Here is a 16730-nt window from a genome sequence, read left to right as displayed (position 1 = left end):
CCTCCTTTTTGATGTTGAGAACAGTATACCGCCACAGCCTTACAATCCGGTGAATAAAGCGGCCGCCTTTCTTACAGTTTTGTAAGGAAAGCGTCCGCTTTCAGATAGACTGGTGCAGAAAGGTGAACGTGAACACCGCGCCCTGCCCGTAGATACCGCCCGCGCTGAGCGTGCCGCCCATCTGTTCGGTGATGGAGCGCGCCAGCGGCAGACCGATGCCGCTGCCTTTCTCGGAACGCCCATGGCCGCGATAGAAGCGCCGAAATAAAAACGGCAGATCGGCCGGATGGATGCCGGGCCCGGTATCCCGCACCGTGAGAATGCAGGCGACCGGCGTTTCCTCCGTCTCCAGTGTGATCCGCCCGCCGGGCGGGGTGCACTCGATGCAGTTTTTAACCACGTTGCCAACCGCTTCGCGCAGCCATGCCGCATCACAGAGAAGCGTCGCTTTACAGTCGGAGACACAGACCACATCCACGCCTTTTTCGGACGCCATGCGCGTAAAATCCGCCGCCACCTGCCGGCACAGCACATCCGGGTCCTCCGGGCACAGATGCAGCGTAAGCTGCCCGGCTTCCACCCGCGCCATCTTTAACAGGCCGAGCACCAGCCATTCCATACGCTCGATCTGCTCCCCGCTGCCCGTTACAAAAGAGCGCGCGTCGGCCCCCATCGGCTCCTGCGTCAGAATTTCCTGATACATTTTGAGCGCCGCCAGCGGCGTTTTCAACTGGTGCGAGATGTCCGAAGTCAGGTCTTTTAGAAACTTGCGGTTTTTCTCCAGCTTTTCCAGCCGGTTCTGCACCCCGAGCGCCACTTCGCGCAGGGCGTCCTGCATGCGTCCGAGCGCGCCCTCGAGAATCCGTTCCGGGCGAAGGGCGAAATTGCCCCGGCCGATTTCCGCCGCCTGCCCCGCCAGCCGGTCGATACAGGCATATACATGCGCCAGCTTTATCAGCACATAGCCGGCAAACAGGAAAAGCGCCAGCAGAAACAGGATGCCGTACGCGCCGATAAACTGCCGGTAAGTCATGCTGAAAAACGGTGCGAGCAGCCCGGCTGTCTCCGCACGGTAGCCGCGCGCGACAAACACCTGCGTGCCAAGCGCCTGCTCTTGTGCCGAAATACGTTTCGCCGTGAAGGCATCGGCCACGGTGTCTGCATCTGCGGCGCGCGAGGCGATCAGCCGCCCCGCCACCGCGCTCTCCCGCGCGACCAGCCCGGCTTCCATCTGCCTTGCGGACACGGCCCCGCCGATCATAAATGCGACCGCCATTCCCACGGCCAGCAACAGAAACAGACGGATAATCCCCCGCCACACATCTTCGCGCAGCACCGCTTTCATCGACATGCTTCCCCGCCCTCCTCCGCTTTCCAACGGTATCCCACGCCCCGCACCGTATGGATGTGCACGGGGGACGAGGGGTTGTCCTCTATTTTAGCCCGCAGACGGCGAATATAGACCGACAGCGTGTTTTCATCCACAAAATCCCCGCCGCTGTCCCACAGCGTATCCAATAACTGCTCACGGGTCAGGGTTCGCCCCTCGTTCTGCATCAGCAGGCGCAGCAGCCGGTATTCCGCCGGTGTGAGCGAGATCTCTTCCCCATTGCGGCAGACATGGGCTTCCTCCGTATCGAGCGTGACGGCGCCGGAAACCAGTGTTTTGACAGGCTTGTCCGCACTGCGGCGGAGCAGGGCCCGGACACGCGAGAGCAGCTCCCGCAGGCGGAACGGCTTGGTTATATAATCGTCGCCGCCCATATCGAGGCCCATCACGACCTGCGTTTCCTCATCGCACGCGGTCAGGAACAAAATGGGCGTGCCGTTCTCCACCCGAATTTGCCGGCAGAGGTCAAACCCCGTGCCGTCCGGCAGGCCGACATCCAGCACCACCAGATCGGGCCTGTCCTGCGAAAACGCCTGCCACCCTTCCCGCACACTGCCGGCCGTCCGCACCTGAAACCCGTCCTTTTCCATACTGTACCGCAGCCCCGTCACCAGCGCGGGATCGTCTTCCACTACCAAAAGCCTCTGCATGCCCTTTTCCACCTTTCCTCCGCATCGCGCTTCTATGGTATCACCAATGCCGTAAAAAAGGCAAGGCCCGCCGGAAAACGGCGGGCCTTGCAGCGGATGCTTTACTTTTTGTACGTAACGGTCACAGCGTTGCCTGCCGCGCGGCCAATGAGGTAAAACAAGTGTCCAAGCGGCTTTTTGTAAAACGGCATGGGCACGGAAGGATCGTAGGCCATGTGTGCGCGCACCGGGTCGCTCCAGTGATTGCCGTCTTCCGTTTCATACGGGCTGCCCTTGGCGTAGGCAAGACTCATCCCACGGAACAGATTGTACGGAATCATCTGCAAAACGGACGCCGGAGCCAGGCAACCGGACACGCAGTCTTTATAAAAGCACAACGCCATGTGACGAATTTTCCGCTGTGCCGCCGGAGAGGGGCGGTAATCGTTCCAACTGGCCGAGGCGAGCGGAAGCTTATAGCACCGGTTGTATCCGATGGCCCGCAGCGTACCGGCCGTATAATCCACCGTTTTCCCCGCGCCGACACCACCGGTGGTGGAAACCACCATGGCTTTGTTTCGGAAAAAATGCGGCCGGTGCAGCAAAAAACACCAATGGTCCATCAGGTTTTTGGCCAGCGCGTTGGGGGCCATATTGAAGGTGGTAGTCCCGAAAATCAACCCGTCGCCTGCTTCCATTTTCGCAAGCAGCGGCAACAGGATGTCCGCATGCGGGCAAAAACGGTGTCCCTGGCGAAAACACAGGCTGCACCCGGTGCAAAAAGGCAGCCCCAACCCGGCAAGATGAATTTCTTCAAACTCTACCGCCGGGTCGGCCTGTGCGATCTCGTCCCGAAGCGCGCACATGACCCGCCAGGTATTCCCTTTATGGGGCGTCGCGTTCAGCAGCAGGATCTTCATACACGATTCCTTTCAGCAGCTTTTCAAGCAGCCATTCGATAAGCTTGTCCCGATCGGATTTGACGTTCAGATCAAGTCCTGCGGCATCGGGCGGCACGTCTTTACGCAAAAACAGACCCTGTAAGGCCAGTGTGAAAACGTACAGCGCCCGCTTTGCTTCTTCCGTCCGCACGCCCAGCACACCCTGGAATCCCTCCACTGTCTTCATGGTATTGTCCGGCACCGCGGGGTCGCCCATGTCGCCCAGAATGGAGATGCGGGAGATCTGCGGGTTTTCCACCAGAAAATCCGCCACCTGTTTCGCCACTGCCTGAAGCCGAGACAGCCTGCCCGCACCGGGAATGTCCGGCGGGCGGAAGCGCAGGATGACGTCCTGAATGATGCGCTGCACGCACGTTTCGATCAACTTTTCTTTCGACCCGAAATGGTAGTGGACCAGACCGACGCCGATTCCGGCCCGCGCGGCGATGGCACGGATGGTAATGTGTTCGGGTTTGCCGCCGCTTTCCAGCAGGAGCGCGGTGGACGTTTGAATGATTTTTTCCTTGATGTCGGGAGAATGCTCCATATGGGCTCCTTTGAATTTGAACAACGTTCAAATTTATTGTAAGGAAATTTCCGCCGCATGTCAAGGTCTTTGCCAGGCAGATTGTCCACCTGCCGAACGCGGCGCCTTTCTCCCTGTGCCGCTCGCCGACGGCGGCTATTTTCCCGCCCTGGCGGCACTGCTGCCCGATGAGGAAGTACTGCTGTTATAGGAACCAAACGCAAAAGCGTCCGCCCCGTTTATGGAACTGCCCGACCCCGTCACATTGAAATACTGCCCCGGCACCGTGCCGACGATCACACTCTCGCCGACCATGAACACGTTCTGCACATGGATGGTGGCCTCGCTGTCCGAAAGCATAGCGGTCATATCCGCGCGCACGGTCAGGTAAATATCCTGCTTGGTCTGGTTGATGCCGGCGGCCGAGAACTTGCTGGTGATATCACAGTCCACATCCTCCGTCGGAGAAAACCGCAGCGGGATGTTCGGCCCTCGCCCGGAAAACAACGGCCCGCCCATGACGTTTCCCAGAGGAATGTTGATCGTGCTTTCGGGCAGGGCGTTGAGCGCGTCCGACGCCTGCCGGATAATCTCATATTTCAGGGCGTTGATCTGAGGGGTGTTGGCCTGCACCGCCACAATCTGGCCGTCGTTATTTTTCTGATAGATCATCAGTGTATCATAACTGACGGGATCGGCTTTGAGCACTTGCCCGACCGCGTCGTTGATTCTGCGCACAGCGATACTGCGGGCGGCATAAGTCGCATAAGTGCTGAAAGCCGGCATGATCTTCCAGTTGAACAGCGTGTAGGCAAGCAGGACCACCAGCAACGCGCAGACCATTCGCACAATAAAGCGCTGCCGGCGCGACATCTTGTACTTGCGCTTGAACCGCGGCATAAAACCCTCCCACGCAGATGTGCCCACGGCAACGCGGGCCAAACGGAACCTTCGCCCCTACTATATGCCCGCCCGGCCTGACCGCATGCGCGATTCTTTCGGCGGCTCATCACATTTAGAATTTTCAAACTTTTTATGTGAAAGGCATTGACGAAACTTGACCGATATGGTATAGTATAGATAGTTTAAAGGAGGTGCATGGACATGAGCGAAAACGCGAAAGGCATTAGGTTCGAGATCAACACGGCAGAGGGTTCCGACGAGGACTATATCATCCCCAACGAGGTCTGTTGCTCGCCGGAGTTCCCGCAAGGATGCATCTCGATCGACGACGATGCGGATATTTGATTTTATCTGTATTTGATATACGAAAAACAAACAGCGGCATCCGTTTTGGTTCGGATGCCGCTTGTTCTTGCCCGGAAACGCTCATGCGTCGTAATCGTCCAGAAAGCTGTGCCGCTCCCCGTGCTTCCGCCAGCCAATCACCGCGCCCAGATCCACATTGTGCACACTGCGGAAAATATTCATGTCGATGGGCGGGCTGGCCTGCCGGAATGTCCGGATAAGTTTCTTCATCTCCAGCCGTTTGGAACCGCCGCCGTCGCTCAGCGCGCAGTTTTCGGTGAAGCGGCAGGCACACTGAATGAATTGCAGCCCATTGTACTGCCGCCATGCGATGATGTCGGCTTCCCGCACCAGATACATCGGCCGGATGAGCTCCATGCCCGGATAATGCGCGCTGTGCAGCTTGGGCATCATGGTCTTGATCTCGCCGCTGTAGAGCATGCTCAGCAGCACCGTTTCAATGGCGTCGTCAAAATGGTGCGCCAGTGCAATCTTATTGCAGCCCAGCTCCTGCGCCTTTTTGTACAGATAGCCGCGCCGCATCCGCGCGCAGAGATAACAGGGCGAATGCTCCACATCCGCCACGATATCGAAAATCTTCGTTTCAAAAAGATGAATGGGGACATGCAGCGCCTCGGCGTTATCCAGGATACGCCGGCGGTTGGCGGCGTTGTAGCCGGGGTCCATCACCAGATACTCCGCGGTGAACGGCACCTCGCTGTGCGGCACAAGCTGCTGAAAGCATTTGGCCATGCACATCGAATCCTTACCGCCCGAAATACAGACGGCAATGCGGTCCCCTGCTTTGATCAACTCGTAGTCCTTGATGCTCTGAATGAACCGCAGCCAGATCTCCCTGCGGTATTTCTTCCGGATGCTTTGTTCGACCTGTTCGTAAAACTCCATCGTTTGTTTGGTTCCTTATCAGTACGGTGTGCAGCGGCGGTATCCCGAAAAAGAGTAACCGTCACGCCCCGCAAAGGTCGATGATGGCCTGCGTGAATATCTGCCCCGCAAGAAGCAGCTCGTCCACCACGGCGAATTCGTCCGCGCCGTGCATGCGGTTGTCTGTTTCGGGCAGGGAACAGCCGAACGCCACGCCGTTTTTCAAAGAATGCACATAGGTGCCTCCACCGGTATACAGGCATTCCCCTTTGCGGCCGGTATACTGCTCGTAGCATTTGAGCAGCGTGCGCACGAACGGCGTGTCCCCCGGCACATGGTGCGCGGGGCTGAAGTGCGGTTCCAGCGCAAACCCGGCTTCTTCCAACCGGCGTGCCAGCACGTTTTGCAGATTGTCTTCGGTGGCGCAGACAGGCGCCCGGCAGTCGAACACGCCGGAGATACCCGTTTCATCCACATGCAGCATGTTCAAACTGATGGTGAGCGGACCGGAAACATCGTCCCGCATGGCCACGCCCGCCGCGCTGCCCGTCGTGTCACCGTGCGGGAAAAGCCGTGCCAGCGCGCGCAATTTGGCCGCGCCGTCGCTCTGTGCCAGCGGCAGAGCGGCCAGCAGGGTGAGCAGCGCGGTGAGGGCATTGTTGCCCTGCTCCGGCGTGGAGGCATGCGCGGCCTTGCCTTTTGCCGTGATCTCCGCGCCGTTTTCGGCCGGGGCGGCGGCAAAATGCGCACCGGTGCGTTCCTCCGCCTGCTGCAGGTAGGGTGCCAGCGCCTCCGCCGTAAGACCCTCCACCAGCGCACAGGCGGCGTCATGCACCACGTTTGCTTTGACGCCCGCATCCGCCCGCCTTACGCGCGGCAGCATTTCCGACGGTGTGAACCGCGCGGTCAGTTCCCCTTCCAGCCGCGCCTTTTCCACATTGATGACCGGAAAGGACGCATCCGGCGAAAAGGTCATGGGGCTTTCTTTTTCCTTACTATAATAATACGCGATGTCCGAGCTGCCGCACTCTTCATCGGTGCCGACGATGAGCCGCACGTTTTTTTGCAAAGGCACGCCGAGATCCTTGACCGCCTTGAGCGCATAGAGCGCCGCGATGGCCGGGCCTTTGTCGTCCGCCGTGCCGCGCCCGTAGAGCCGACCGTCCCGCTCCACCGGCTCGAACGGCTGCGTCACCGTCCAGCCGTTCCCGGCAGGCACCACGTCGAGGTGCGCGAGGATGTTGAGCTGGGGCTCCTTGTCGTTTGCATCCACCGTGCCAACATAGTTGTCGTAGTTTTGGGTGCGAAAGCCCATGTTCTCCGCTATACGGAGCACTTCCGCCAGCGCCGCCGCCGGCCCCGCGCCAAACGGTTTGCCGGGTTCGGACTCGCCTTTGTCGCTCTTGATCCGCACCACGCGGCAGATATCGTCAAGCAGCTCCTGTTTGTGGGCCGCGAAGTACGCTTCGATCTGCGCTTTTTCCATACTCTGACTCCCGCCTTTCGCTGTGAACAAATCCTACGGCAACCGTTTATACTGTTCTCCCATTGAAGAGACGATACGATTTGCAAGCAAATTTTGCGCCCTGCAAGGATGATGCGAAGAGCGGGCTGCTGCCCGACGACGACGAAAACGCAGCAGGACAGAAAACGGATCGTCCATTTAGCGGAGAACAGTGCTCCTGTTGCCTGTTGTATTATAGCCCAACACACGGGCGCTTTCAACTGCTGTTCTGCAAGACGATGCTGCCGGAAATCGCGGTTGCGCTTGCCCGGCCGCGCGGCATATGCTATAATAAGCGCGAATATCACAAAAGACGGCCCGGATTCCGGGCAAAAATGGCGCGGAGGTCGATATGGTCGTTTTGGGGATAGACCCCGGTTATGCCATTATAGGCTACGGCGCGGTGCGCTATGCGCAGAACCGCTATACGGTGTTGGAATACGGCGCCATCCGCACCGAAGCGAACACCCCCTTTCCCGCGCGGCTGGCGCAGATCTACGACGGCATGCGGGAGCTCTTCCGCGTTTGCCGACCGGACGCGGTAGCCGTGGAAGAACTGTTTTTCAACACCAACACCACCACGGGCATCGCGGTGGCGGAGGCGCGCGGCGTGATCCTGCTCGCGGCCGAGCAGGCCGGCGTGCGGGTGGCGGAATACACGCCCTCGCAGGTGAAGCAGGCGGTGGTGGGCTATGGCCGTGCGGAAAAAGCGCAGGTGATGGAGCTGACGCGCATGCTGCTCGGGCTGCGCGAGGTGCCAAAGCCCGACGACACCGCCGACGCACTGGCCATCGCCATCTGCCACGCCAACAGCGCCGGTTCGCGCCTGGGCGCACTCTATCGGCAGGGACGGTGAAAACCACATGATATACAGCCTCAAAGGCACGCTCACCCATACCGGACCGGGCATGGCCGTCATCAGCTGCGGCGGGGTGGGCTTTAAATGCCTGACCACCGCCAACACGCTCGGTGCGCTGCCGCCGCCGGGCGAGGAAGCTTTCCTCTACACCCACCTGAACGTGCGGGAGGATGCGCTCGACCTTTACGGGTTTGGCAGCGAGGAAGAACTGCACTGCTTCCGCATGCTCATCGGGGTCTCCGGCGTGGGCCCGAAGGCGGCGCTCTCCATCCTCTCCGGGACGACACCCGCGCAGTTCGCCTTTTCCGTCGCGTCGGGCGACGCCAAGGCGCTCACGCGCGCGCCCGGCATCGGCAGCAAAATCGCGCAACGCATCGTGCTGGAACTGAAAGATAAAATCAACGGCGAACAGGCCGCGGCGAACTTTACCGGCGGCACACCCGTGCCCGCCGTTTCCGGCGGCAGCGCGGCGGAAGCCGTAAGCGCGCTGGTGGTGCTTGGCTATTCCGGTACCGAAGCGCAGGGCGCGGTGAACCGCTGCGACCCCGCACAGTCCGTCGAGGACATCATCCGCCAGGCGTTGCGCCTGCTCGCAAGCAGATGACCACCGCCCGGCCCCAGAACCATAAAGGATAAAACATGGAATCGGATTTTGAAAACCGCATCGTCACACCGGACTACACCGCCGAGGACGTCGATGCCGAACAGAGTCTGCGCCCCCGCACGCTGGCGGAATACACCGGGCAGGAAAAGGTAAAGGAAAACCTGAAAATCTTCATCGAGGCGGCCAAAAAGCGCGGCGAGGCGCTCGACCACGTGCTGCTCTACGGCCCGCCCGGTCTGGGCAAGACCACCCTTGCGGGCGTGATCGCCAACGAGATGGGCGTGAACCTGCGCGTCACCTCCGGCCCGGCCATTGAAAAGCAGGGCGATCTGGCGGCGCTGCTCACCAACCTCGCCCCACACGACATCCTCTTCATCGACGAAGTGCACCGCCTCTCGCGCAGCGTGGAGGAAGTTCTCTACCCCGCCATGGAGGATTACGCGCTGGACATCATCCTGGGCAAGGGGCCGAGCGCGCGTTCCATCCGGCTCGATCTGCCGCGCTTCACCCTCATCGGCGCGACCACCCGCGCGGGGCAGCTCACTTCCCCGCTGCGCGACCGGTTCGGCGTGCTGATGCGGCTGGAACTCTACACCAAAGAAGAACTCTGCGGCATCATCACCCGCAGCGCGGGCATTTTGCAGATCGACTGCGAGCCGGGCGGCGCAATGGAGATCGCCGGGCGGGCGCGCGGCACGCCGCGCGTGGCCAACCGCCTGCTGCGCCGTGTGCGCGACTTCGCGCAGGTGATAGGCAGCGGGGTCATCACACAGGAAACGGCCGGGCGCGCGCTCGACCGGCTGGAGATCGACAAGCTGGGGCTGGACGCGACCGACCGCCGGATGCTCGGCATGCTCATCCGCCATTACGGAGGCGGACCCGCCGGCATCGAAACGCTGGCGGCCGCCATGGGCGAAGAAGCCGTCACGCTCGAAGACGTCTGCGAGCCCTACCTGATGCAGGTCGGTTTCCTCATGCGCACCCCGCGCGGGCGGATGGCCACCGCCGCGGCCTATGCCCATCTGGGCCTTACGCCGCCGCAGTCCCCGCCGCCGGAATGCGAACAGCAGTCTTTTTTATAAAAAAGCACTTATATACCGGATTTTTTCGATCCATTTTCCCATAACACAGACAGATGCATACAAAACAGAAAAAACAAACACGACATGCGGGCGCTGGTTCCCGCATCCTTCTGATTGCTTGAAAGGCGGTACAGAATACATGGGCAGACTTTTTGGGACAGACGGCGTGCGCGGCGTTGCGGGCACGGAACTGGACTGCGCGCTTGCCATGAACCTCGGGCGCGCGGCGGCCATGGTGCTCACCGAGGCCGTGCAGCATCGGCCGCGCATCCTCATCGGCACCGACACGCGCGTTTCCGCCGACATGCTTGAAAGCGCGCTGGCGGCTGGCTTCTGCTCCGTTGGGGCGGACGTGGTGCTGCTCGGCGTGGTGCCTACCCCCGCCGTGGCCTATCTGGTGCAGCAATACGGCGCCGACGCGGGCGCTGTGATCTCCGCTTCGCACAATCCCATGGAATATAACGGCATCAAGCTGTTCAACGGCGAAGGCTATAAACTTTCGGACGCGCTGGAAGAAAAAATCGAGGCCATTTTGCTCGACGGCGCCGCAAAGCCGCCCGTGAAGACCGGCAACGACATCGGGCGGCTCTCCCGCTCCAAGGAAGCGGTCGGAGATTACGTGCGCCATCTGCTCGGGCTGGCGGAAACCGATTTTTCCGGCCTGCGCATCGCGGTGGACTGCGCCAACGGCGCCGCCAGCGTGACCGCCCCGCTGCTGTTTGCGGCGCTGGGCGCGGAATGCGATATTCTCAGCGCCAATCCGGACGGAACAAATATCAACGACCACTGCGGCTCCACTCATCTGGAACAACTGCGGGGCTTTGTGGTGGAAAACCGCTGCGACCTCGGCGTGGCGTTCGACGGCGACGCCGACCGCTGCCTGGCGGTGGATGAGACCGGCGCGGTCATCGACGGCGACAAGCTCATCGCCATCTTTGCCAACGACATGAAGCTGCGCGGCATTTTGCCGGAAAACACGGCGGTAGTCACCGTGCTCTCCAATCTCGGCTTTTTCCGGTTTGCGGAAACCAACGGCATCCATGTCCAGACCACCAAGGTGGGCGACCGCTATGTGCTGGAAGCCATGCGGCAGAACGGCTACGCCGTGGGCGGCGAACAGTCCGGCCACATCATTTTCCTGCACGACGCCACCACCGGCGACGGCGAGCTGACCGCCGTCCGGCTCATCAGCGCGCTCAAGAGCGCGGGATGCAGGGCGTCCGAACTGGCGTCCGTCATGCAAACCTATCCGCAGGTGATGGTGAACGTGCGTGTCTGCTCGGAAGGCAAGACCCGCCTGCCCGGGGACACGGCCATCTGCGCGGCGGTGAAACAGGCGGAGGAAATGCTGGCGGGCGACGGCCGCGTGCTGGTGCGCGCCTCCGGCACCGAGCCGCTCATCCGCGTGATGGTGGAAGGCAAAGACATCACCACCATCGAAAAACTGGCCGGTGGCATCGCCGACGTGGTCAAAACCCGGATGGGGGCCTGAGTGGCATGCGGCTGGCCGACGGCTGGAAAGACTATACGGTGCTCGACGCCTCGGACGGGGAAAAGCTGGAACGCTGGGGGAAGTATACCCTCATCCGCCCCGACCCGCAGGTGATCTGGCAGACGCCGCGCGGCGAGGCATGGCGCCACGCCGACGGGCACTATTTCCGCTCCAAGGCGGGAGGCGGGCACTGGGAGGCCAAGCTGCCCGACCAGTGGCAGATCGCTTATGGCAGCCTGCGTTTCCTGCTCAAGCCGATGGGCTTCAAGCACACCGGCCTGTTCCCGGAGCAGGCGGTGAACTGGGACTGGATGCAAAACACCATCCGAAACGCAGGGCGGCCCATCAAGGTGCTCAACCTGTTTGCCTACACCGGCGGGGCCACGGTGGCCTGCGCCGCCGCGGGCGCGCAGGTGACGCATGTGGACGCGGCCAAAGGCATGGTGGCCTGGGCCAAGGAAAACGCCGCGCTCTCCGACCTGGCGGACAAACCCATCCGCTATCTGGTGGATGACTGCGGCAAATTCGTGGCGCGCGAGTTGCGGCGCGGCAACCGGTACGACGCCATCCTGATGGACCCGCCCTCCTACGGACGCGGACCGGGCGGCGAGGTGTGGAAGCTGGAAGAAACGCTGTTCGACCTGCTGGAACAGGCGGCGGGCCTGCTTTCGGACAAGCCCCTCTTTTTTCTGCTCAACTCCTACACAACCGGGTTGTCCCCCTCGGTGATGGCCTACATGTTGGGCGTCACGGCCGCCAAGGGACGCGGCGGGCGGCTGGAGGCCGATGAGATCGGCCTGCCGGTCAAGGAAACCGGGCTGGCGCTTCCCTGCGGCGCCACCGCGCTGCTCTCTTTTGCGTAAATGACCTGCGATCCGGCGGAAAGGCGGTGAAACCGCGTGGAACACATTCTTGATATCGAACACATTTCCTATTCCTATCCGATAGACGAAGTCACCCGCGTGCAGGCGCTGCGCGACGTCAGCCTGCGGGTGCCTAAGGGCGAATTCCTGGCGATACTGGGACACAACGGGTCTGGAAAATCCACCCTTGCCAAGCATTTCAACGCCATTTTGCTGCCCGAGAGCGGCGCCGTGCGCGCCATGGGCATCGACACGCGGGACGAAGACCGCCTGTACGACATCCGCCGGCATGTGGGCATGGTGTTCCAGAACCCGGATAACCAGATCGTGGCCACCATTGTGGAAGAAGACGTGGCCTTTGCGCTGGAAAACATGGGCATACCCACGCCGGAGATCCGCCGCCGGGTAGATGATGCGCTCAAAACCGTGGGGATGTACGACTACCGCAAGCACGCACCGCACCGCCTTTCCGGCGGGCAGAAGCAGCGGGTAGCCATCGCGGGCGTACTGGCCATGCGGCCCGACTGCATCGTGCTCGACGAACCCACCGCCATGCTCGACCCGCGCGGCCGCAAAGAGGTGCTCTCCACGTTACTGGACCTGCACGCCCGCGGCGTAACGGTGGTGCTCATTACCCATTTCATGGACGAAGCCGTGCAGGCAGACCGCGTGGTGGTGATGGAACACGGCGGCATTTTGCTTTCCGGAACGCCCAAAGAGGTGTTCGGCAACGTCACACTGCTCAAGTCCATCGGGCTGGACGTGCCGCAGGCCGCCGAGCTCGCCTGGGAGCTCGACAAATGCGGGCTGCGTCTGCCCGATGGCATCCTCACCGTCAACGAACTGGCCGACGCGCTCGCCGGCCTGCTGGAGGGATCGCGTTGCCCATCATCCAAACCCAACAACTGACTTACAAATACGGCGCGGGCACCCCGTTTGAGCAGATCGCGCTGGATCATGTGGATCTCTCCATTGAGGAAGGGGAATTCGTCGGGGTCATCGGCCACACCGGCTCCGGCAAATCCACGCTGCTCCAGCATTTCAACGGCCTGCTCAAGCCCGGCAGCGGCCGCGTGCTCATCGACGGCAACGATATCTGGGCAAAAAACGCCGACAAACGCGCCTTGCGTTTTCTCGTCGGGCTGGTGTTCCAGTATCCCGAATACCAGCTCTTTGAGGAAACGGTTTATAAGGACATCGCGTTCGGCCCGCACAACATGGGGCTTAGCGACACGGAGATCGACGAGCGGGTGCGCGAGGCCGCCGATTTCGTAGGCGTGGAGCCGGACTGGCTCGATAAATCCCCGTTTGCGCTCTCAGGCGGGCAGAAGCGTCGGGTGGCCATCGCGGGCGTGCTCGCCATGCGCCCGAAGGTGCTGATATTGGACGAGCCTGCCGCCGGGCTGGACCCGCGCGGCCGCGAATCCATCCTCGCCCGCATCCGCGACTATCAGCGCACGCAGGGCAACACGGTGCTGCTCGTCTCCCACAGCATGGAGGACATCGCCCGGCTGGCCACCCGCGTGCTGGTGATGGACAAGGGCAAGGCCTTGCTGTATGACACGGTGCCCGCCACCTTTGCCCGCTCCCGCGAGCTGCTGGAGATGGGGCTGGACGTGCCGCAGATTACGCGGGTGTTTCTGCGCTTGAAAGAGATGGGCTTTTCCGTACACGACACGGTCTATACCATCGAGCAGGGCAAAGATGAAATTTTGCGGGTGTTGAAGGAGGCGGGCCGATGATACGGGATATCACCATCGGGCAGTTTTTCCCCGGCGAGTCCGTCGTACACCGAATGGACCCGCGCATGAAAACCCTGCTCGCGCTGCTGTATATGGCTGCGCTGTTCACCGCGGCGACTCCCGCCGGGCTGGCGGTCGCCGCGGCGTTCATCCTGCTGGTAGCGGTGCTGGCGCATATCCCGATGCGCATGCTGCTTTCCGGCATCAGGCCGCTACTGTTCGTCATCCTGCTGGCCGGGGTGGTCAACATCTTCTACGTGCCCGGCCATGCGCTGGCGCATGTCTGGATCTTCACCATCACGCGTGAGGGCATCGCCACGGCGGTGTTTATGTCGGTGCGGGTTATCTTCCTCATCATCGGGGCCTCCATGCTCACCTACACCACCTCCCCCATTATGCTGACGGACGGACTGGACGTGCTACTCTCCCCGCTCGCCAAACTGAAACTGCCGGTGCATGAACTTTCCATGATGATGACCATCGCCCTGCGCTTCATTCCCACGCTGACGGAGGAAACCGACAAGATCATGCAAGCACAGAAGGCGCGCGGCGCAGATTTCGAAAGCGGCAACCTGCTGCGCCGCGTGAAGGCGCTGCTGCCCATTCTCATCCCGCTGTTCGTCTCGGCATTCCGGCGGGCGGATGAACTGGCTCTGGCCATGGACTGCCGCTGCTATCAGGGCGGGCAGGGACGCACCCGGCTGCATGTGCTGCGCTTTGCGCCGCGGGATTATCTGGCCGCCGCCTCGGTCGTCCTGCTGTTTGCGTTTGTGCTGGCGCTGAATTTCGTGCTGCCGCATGTCATCTGACAGCCGACGCGCGGCATATGTAAGAAGGGGGGCGCTGAGATGCGCAACATTCTGCTGCTCCTGCGCTTCGACGGCGCAGCCTATCACGGCTGGCAGGTGCAGAAAAACGGCGTGACCGTACAGGAAGTCTTGCAGAACGCACTGGAAACCGTGCTGCGTCATCGCCCACCGGTGACGGGATGCAGCCGCACCGACGCGGGCGTGCATGCGCTCGCCTATGCCTGCAATTTCCGTACGGAACACACCATTCCATGCCAAAATCTTGTTCGCGCACTCAACGCCTGCCTGCCGGACGATATTGCGGTGTTTGCCTGCCGTGAGGTACCACCCGATTTTCACGCCCGCTATTCCGCACACGAAAAGGAATACGTCTACCGCATCCTCAACGCACCGGCGCGCGACCCGTTTTGGCGCGGGCGGGCACTGCACGTCCCCTACCCGCTTGACGAAGCGGTGATGGACAAGGCCGCGCGCGGCTTCCTGGGCACGCACGACTTTGCCGGGTTCCGCGCGGCCGGCAGCGACGTAAAAGACACCGTGCGCACCGTTTTCCACTCCGGCGTACAGCGGGATGGCGACCTGGTGCTGTTTCGCGTGCGGGCGGACGGTTTTTTGTATAATATGGTGCGCATCATGGTCGGCACGCTGCTCTATACGGCGCAGGACAAACTGCAGCCGGCAGACATTCTCGCCGTAATCGACTCGCGCGACCGCACGGCTGCCGGCCCCACCGCGCCCGCCCACGGGCTCTACTTGAATCGCGTGTTTTACGACGAAACCGGCTGGCCTGCGGAATAACGACAGGCGGGGCGCGCAAATCCGGCGCATCCATGGTATAATACAGATAGGGGATCAGCCTGCGCGGCGGCGGAAACCCCGTTTGGCATCGAAACATACACCGGGAGGACAAGGACGTGAAAACGACAACAGGCGGCGATACCGGGCATATGGCGGAAGACCGTCTGATTTTCTATAAAGACCTGCGCGAGGCCAGACGGCGCCAGATCTCACGCAGGCGGCAGCGAATCATCGCATTGGCCGCCGCCTTCATCGTGGCGCTGCTGCTCTTTGTCAACTGGGACAATTTCGTCCCGCCGGAAGCCACCGAGGCCATCCAGAACTTTTTCACCAATTCTTCCGCCAATCATTTCCCCATCAGCCTGTCGAGCGGGGATTTCAAAGGCGCGGCCGCCATGGGCGGCAATCTCGGCGTACTGACCGACACCTCGTTTTTCCTCTATTCCAGCGCGGGCACCCAACTGGTGTGGCGGCAGCACGGCATGAACGACCCGCAGATTTCGGCCGCGGGCGGGCGCGCACTGCTCTATGACCGGGGCGGCAAGCAGTACCGGGTGGAGCGGCGGTTCGACGAACCGGTATCTGCAAACGCCGCGTCGCCCATTGTTTCCGGCGAGATGGGCGCATCCGGCAATTTTGCCCTTGCGACCGAATCAAACGCGTATCTGGGCGAGCTGATCGTGTATGACGCGCAAGGCAAGACCATCTTTCACTGGTACGATACGGCGGGGCGCATCCTTGCCGCGGCCCTCAGCCCGGACGGCTCCTCGGTCGCCGCCATCGAGATCGGTGCGCAGAACGGCAGCATCTCCTCCACCGTGGTCGTTTTCCGGCTGGACAGCACCAAGCCCATCGCCAAAAAACAGGTGGACGGCACGCTGCTGTTTTCCATACAATACAACAGCAACGGCCGCATCACCGCTGTGGGCGACAACCAGGCCCTGTATTTTGACGGCAGCGGCAAGCAGACCGGCGCCTATCCCTACGGCACCAAGCAGCTTGCCTGCTACAGCAACCAGGATGGCTCCACCGTACTGGTGTTCGACCATTATGAAAACCAAACGGCCGCTTCGCTGCTGGTGCCGCTCGTTGCGGGCGACAAGCTCCTTTCCGCAAAATCCGTCAGCATAAACGGACGGATAGACTCGGTCTATGCGGGTTCGTCCGGCATTACATGCCTTTCCCCCGGCATGATCTGGCGGGGCGATCAGAGCGGCAATCCTCTGGCCACAATCAGCGCCAACGGCGATAAGCTCGCCGCCGTGATGCAGAGCAATGTCTGTTTCGTATTCGGATCGCAGAGCATCCTCCGCTACCCGCTGAAAAAATAAGCCGCATCGTCCCGACGTGAAAGGAGA

18 protein-coding genes are annotated in these 16730 nt (G+C 61.5%); 11 read left to right on the top strand and 7 right to left on the bottom strand.

All coding sequences use genetic code 11. From position 1 onward, the window contains the following. Positions 1-100 precede the first annotated feature (100 nt). The 5 genes from ETHHA_RS14465 to yunB form a co-directional block, all read right to left on the bottom strand. Entirely contained in the window at positions 101-1351 is a 1251-nt protein-coding gene (locus tag ETHHA_RS14465; protein WP_013484950.1) for a sensor histidine kinase, read from the bottom strand. Next, positions 1342-2040 (bottom strand): response regulator transcription factor, encoded by a 699-nt coding sequence (locus ETHHA_RS05260; protein WP_013484949.1) that lies wholly within the window; start codon positions 2038-2040, stop codon positions 1342-1344. Before ETHHA_RS05260 ends, ETHHA_RS14465 begins: the two co-directional genes overlap by 10 nt. A gap of 101 nt (positions 2041-2141) precedes the next feature. Further along, a complete protein-coding gene (locus tag ETHHA_RS05255) occupies positions 2142-2939 on the bottom strand; it encodes a flavodoxin family protein (protein WP_013484948.1) in 798 nt (265 codons plus the stop codon). Next, entirely contained in the window at positions 2905-3507 is a 603-nt protein-coding gene (locus ETHHA_RS05250; protein WP_013484947.1) for a TetR/AcrR family transcriptional regulator, read from the bottom strand. Before ETHHA_RS05250 ends, ETHHA_RS05255 begins: the two co-directional genes overlap by 35 nt. A 135-nt stretch (positions 3508-3642) precedes the next feature. Next, a complete protein-coding gene (gene yunB / locus ETHHA_RS05245; RefSeq protein WP_013484946.1) occupies positions 3643-4386 on the bottom strand; it encodes a sporulation protein YunB in 744 nt (247 codons plus the stop codon). Positions 4387-4590: 204 nt separating this feature from the next. On the opposite strand from yunB, the gene ETHHA_RS15475 reads away from it, so the two are divergent. After that, the gene (locus ETHHA_RS15475) at positions 4591-4734 is read left to right on the top strand and encodes a hypothetical protein (protein WP_013484945.1); all 144 of its coding nucleotides are present in this window, start codon (positions 4591-4593) and stop codon (positions 4732-4734) included. 81 nt (positions 4735-4815) lie between these two features. Here ETHHA_RS15475 and ETHHA_RS05240 read toward each other — a convergent pair whose 3' ends face one another. Continuing rightward, the gene (locus tag ETHHA_RS05240) at positions 4816-5640 is read right to left on the bottom strand and encodes a tRNA 2-thiocytidine(32) synthetase TtcA (protein ID WP_013484944.1); all 825 of its coding nucleotides are present in this window, start codon (positions 5638-5640) and stop codon (positions 4816-4818) included. Between the two features lie 61 nt (positions 5641-5701). Continuing rightward, the gene (locus tag ETHHA_RS05235) at positions 5702-7105 is read right to left on the bottom strand and encodes a Sapep family Mn(2+)-dependent dipeptidase (protein ID WP_013484943.1); all 1404 of its coding nucleotides are present in this window, start codon (positions 7103-7105) and stop codon (positions 5702-5704) included. Between the two features lie 370 nt (positions 7106-7475). On the opposite strand from ETHHA_RS05235, the gene ruvC reads away from it, so the two are divergent. The 10 genes from ruvC (at position 7476) to ETHHA_RS05185 (ending at position 16703) form a co-directional block, all read left to right on the top strand. Next, entirely contained in the window at positions 7476-7979 is a 504-nt protein-coding gene (gene ruvC, locus ETHHA_RS05230) for a crossover junction endodeoxyribonuclease RuvC (protein WP_013484942.1), read from the top strand. A gap of 7 nt (positions 7980-7986) precedes the next feature. Further along, positions 7987-8586 (top strand): Holliday junction branch migration protein RuvA, encoded by a 600-nt coding sequence (gene ruvA, locus ETHHA_RS05225; RefSeq protein WP_013484941.1) that lies wholly within the window; start codon positions 7987-7989, stop codon positions 8584-8586. Between the two features lie 35 nt (positions 8587-8621). After that, on the top strand, positions 8622-9668 hold the full coding sequence (gene ruvB / locus ETHHA_RS05220) for a Holliday junction branch migration DNA helicase RuvB (protein WP_013484940.1): 1047 nt from the start codon (positions 8622-8624) through the stop codon (positions 9666-9668). A gap of 139 nt (positions 9669-9807) precedes the next feature. Further along, entirely contained in the window at positions 9808-11160 is a 1353-nt protein-coding gene (glmM, locus tag ETHHA_RS05215) for a phosphoglucosamine mutase (RefSeq protein WP_013484939.1), read from the top strand. 5 nt (positions 11161-11165) lie between these two features. After that, the gene (locus tag ETHHA_RS05210) at positions 11166-12023 is read left to right on the top strand and encodes a class I SAM-dependent methyltransferase (protein WP_013484938.1); all 858 of its coding nucleotides are present in this window, start codon (positions 11166-11168) and stop codon (positions 12021-12023) included. Between the two features lie 36 nt (positions 12024-12059). Next, positions 12060-12932, top strand: coding sequence for an energy-coupling factor transporter ATPase (locus tag ETHHA_RS05205; RefSeq protein ID WP_013484937.1), 873 nt, complete (start codon positions 12060-12062; stop codon positions 12930-12932). Continuing rightward, entirely contained in the window at positions 12905-13765 is an 861-nt protein-coding gene (locus ETHHA_RS05200; protein ID WP_013484936.1) for an energy-coupling factor transporter ATPase, read from the top strand. Before ETHHA_RS05205 ends, ETHHA_RS05200 begins: the two co-directional genes overlap by 28 nt. Beyond that, positions 13762-14574, top strand: coding sequence for an energy-coupling factor transporter transmembrane component T family protein (locus ETHHA_RS05195; protein ID WP_013484935.1), 813 nt, complete (start codon positions 13762-13764; stop codon positions 14572-14574). The genes ETHHA_RS05200 and ETHHA_RS05195 overlap by 4 nt, the downstream gene beginning before the upstream one ends. A gap of 39 nt (positions 14575-14613) precedes the next feature. Then, positions 14614-15372 carry a tRNA pseudouridine(38-40) synthase TruA gene (truA, locus tag ETHHA_RS05190; protein ID WP_013484934.1) on the top strand — a complete coding sequence of 253 codons (759 nt, stop codon included), beginning with the start codon at positions 14614-14616 and terminating at the stop codon, positions 15370-15372. A 116-nt stretch (positions 15373-15488) separates the two neighbouring features. Further along, positions 15489-16703 (top strand): DUF5711 family protein, encoded by a 1215-nt coding sequence (locus tag ETHHA_RS05185; RefSeq protein ID WP_013484933.1) that lies wholly within the window; start codon positions 15489-15491, stop codon positions 16701-16703. Positions 16704-16730 lie beyond the last annotated feature (27 nt).

Origin of the sequence: Ethanoligenens harbinense YUAN-3 (assembly GCF_000178115.2) — a bacterium.
GTDB lineage: Bacteria > Bacillota > Clostridia > Oscillospirales > Ethanoligenentaceae > Ethanoligenens > Ethanoligenens harbinense.
The sequence above is the reverse complement of the archived record's forward strand: the minus strand, read 5'-3'. Positions and strand labels throughout refer to the sequence as shown.

Excerpts from the sequence above, each read along its gene's own strand:
- ruvB (WP_013484940.1), top strand. The coding sequence starts at position 8,622 with ATGGAATCGGATTTTGAAAACCGCATCGTCACACCGGACTACACCGCC.
- ETHHA_RS15475 (WP_013484945.1), top strand. The coding sequence starts at position 4,591 with ATGAGCGAAAACGCGAAAGGCATTAGGTTCGAGATCAACACGGCAGAG.
- glmM (WP_013484939.1), top strand. The coding sequence starts at position 9,808 with ATGGGCAGACTTTTTGGGACAGACGGCGTGCGCGGCGTTGCGGGCACG.
- yunB (WP_013484946.1), bottom strand. The coding sequence starts at position 4,386 with ATGCCGCGGTTCAAGCGCAAGTACAAGATGTCGCGCCGGCAGCGCTTT.
- ruvA (WP_013484941.1), top strand. The coding sequence starts at position 7,987 with ATGATATACAGCCTCAAAGGCACGCTCACCCATACCGGACCGGGCATG.
- ETHHA_RS05255 (WP_013484948.1), bottom strand. The coding sequence starts at position 2,939 with ATGAAGATCCTGCTGCTGAACGCGACGCCCCATAAAGGGAATACCTGG.
- truA (WP_013484934.1), top strand. The coding sequence starts at position 14,614 with ATGCGCAACATTCTGCTGCTCCTGCGCTTCGACGGCGCAGCCTATCAC.
- ETHHA_RS14465 (WP_013484950.1), bottom strand. The coding sequence starts at position 1,351 with ATGTCGATGAAAGCGGTGCTGCGCGAAGATGTGTGGCGGGGGATTATC.
- ETHHA_RS05195 (WP_013484935.1), top strand. The coding sequence starts at position 13,762 with ATGATACGGGATATCACCATCGGGCAGTTTTTCCCCGGCGAGTCCGTC.
- ETHHA_RS05235 (WP_013484943.1), bottom strand. The coding sequence starts at position 7,105 with ATGGAAAAAGCGCAGATCGAAGCGTACTTCGCGGCCCACAAACAGGAG.
- ETHHA_RS05210 (WP_013484938.1), top strand. The coding sequence starts at position 11,166 with ATGCGGCTGGCCGACGGCTGGAAAGACTATACGGTGCTCGACGCCTCG.
- ETHHA_RS05240 (WP_013484944.1), bottom strand. The coding sequence starts at position 5,640 with ATGGAGTTTTACGAACAGGTCGAACAAAGCATCCGGAAGAAATACCGC.
- ETHHA_RS05260 (WP_013484949.1), bottom strand. The coding sequence starts at position 2,040 with ATGCAGAGGCTTTTGGTAGTGGAAGACGATCCCGCGCTGGTGACGGGG.
- ETHHA_RS05250 (WP_013484947.1), bottom strand. The coding sequence starts at position 3,507 with ATGGAGCATTCTCCCGACATCAAGGAAAAAATCATTCAAACGTCCACC.
- ruvC (WP_013484942.1), top strand. The coding sequence starts at position 7,476 with ATGGTCGTTTTGGGGATAGACCCCGGTTATGCCATTATAGGCTACGGC.